Annotated in this window: 2 protein-coding genes; both read right to left on the reverse strand. The window is 64.7% G+C overall.

The features are described 5' to 3' along the window. Positions 1–718, reverse strand: a 718-nt coding sequence (locus A2I95_RS35660) for a trypsin-like serine protease (RefSeq protein ID WP_291737275.1), incomplete at its 3' end; no start/stop codon positions are given. A gap of 150 nt (positions 719–868) precedes the next feature. Then, positions 869–1,716: heterodisulfide reductase-related iron-sulfur binding cluster (locus A2I95_RS35665; protein ID WP_291737274.1), on the reverse strand; the 848-nt coding region annotated here is incomplete at its 5' end.

A 1,716-nucleotide genomic window follows, 5' to 3' on the forward strand; every position in this document is an offset into this window, starting at 1 on the left:
CCCCCACCTTCACCCGGCCAACGCCGGGCGGCAGACGGCCACCCGTGTTCACACCTGTCAGCTGCGCCTGCAGCAGGGTCAGTTCCTCTGCCAGAGCAGAACCAAGCGAGACCCGCTCACCGCTGACCTCGGCCTTGGCGGAGATCACCGAAACAATCCGCGGGGTCCCTCCCGCAAAGGAAAACACCGGCGCCCCGGAGGAGCCGAAATCCACGTCGCAGGACATCACCAGAACCCCCTGCTGGCGCGCCATCACCGCGCAGACCTCTTGCAAGGACGGCGCCTCGGACCGGTCATGCGCATAAGACACCACACCGATGCTGGCACCCTTGCGCGGGCGTTCGTCGGTTTCAAAGGGTGTCACGGTGGTGTTGCGGATCGGGCGCTGCAATTGCAGCAGGGCTATGTCGTTGCGGACCCGGTCGGTCGACAGTTCGCCGTCATAGACATAGGAGGGATGTTCAACCGCCCGCCGCACGCTGCGGTAAGCCGAGGCGCGCCCGTTGCGCCAGCCGGCCAGGAATTCGATGGTGGCAGGGTCGATGCGCGCCTTGGTCTGGCTGTCATAGAGGCAATGGGCGGCGGTCAGCACCAGATCCGGCGCAATCAGCGCACCGGTGCAAAACCCCTCGCCGTTCACATCAAGACGCCCGACCGCTTCCCATTTGCGGCCCGCATCCATTGTGTCCATCCGCTGCAAAAGGCTGTCCTGCGCCATCGCCGCCGCCGGCAGCACGGCTGCCAGAACCGCCAGAATCCATTGCCTCACATGTCTCTCCTCTTATCCGCCAGTTGGGAGATTACGGGTCCGTTCAGGCAAAATTAGGGCAAATGCGCAGTATATGCAGCCCGATTCCTTTTACGCGCTTTAACGCAGGACCGGCACGTCCGGCGCAGGTTTGCCAGAGGCGGTCAGCGCAGGCGGCTGCGGGCCGCCGGTGGCCCAGTCCAGCAGTTCCACCGTGTGCACGATAGGCAGTTCTGTGCCGGAGCCGATCTGCATCATGCAGCCGATATTGCCCGCCGCGATCAGATCGGGCTGCTTGGCTTCCAGTGTCTTGACCTTGCGGGCCTTCAGTTCGGTGGAAATCTCCGGCTGCATCAGGTTGTAAGTGCCCGCCGATCCGCAGCACAGATGGCTGTCGGCAGGTTCCACCACCGTGAACCCTGCGCGCCTCAAGAGCGTCTTGGGGTGGGTCTTGATCTGCTGGCCATGCTGCAGCGAACAGGCGGCGTGGTAGGCGACGGTCAGCCCCTTGTCCGCACCCTCAGGGAACTCCAGCTGCATCAGGAGTTCAGAGATATCCATGGTGCGGTCCGACACCCGCGCAGCATCCGCGGCCAGCGGATCGTTGCGGAACATATGGCCGTAGTCCTTAACCGTGGTGCCGCAGCCGGAGGTGTTTATCACGATGGCGTCCAGCCCCTGGCCGTCCATCTCGGCCGCCCAGGCGCGGATGTTTTTTGCCGCCGTGGCGTGGCTTTCGTCCTCGCGCCCCATGTGATGTGTCAGCGCCCCGCAGCAGCCCGCCCCTTTGGCCACCACCACCTCGCAGCCCAGCCGGGTCAGCAGCCGGATGGTGGCGTCGTTGATATCGGTATTGAGCGCCTTTTGCGCGCAGCCGGTCATCAGCGCCACGCGTTTCTTCTGCGGCGCGGCAGGGGCAAAGCTTTGCGGATCGTCGTTGCGGCTGACCGGCGGAATGTGCCGCGGCG

This window comes from Leisingera sp. F5 (genome assembly GCF_001593695.1).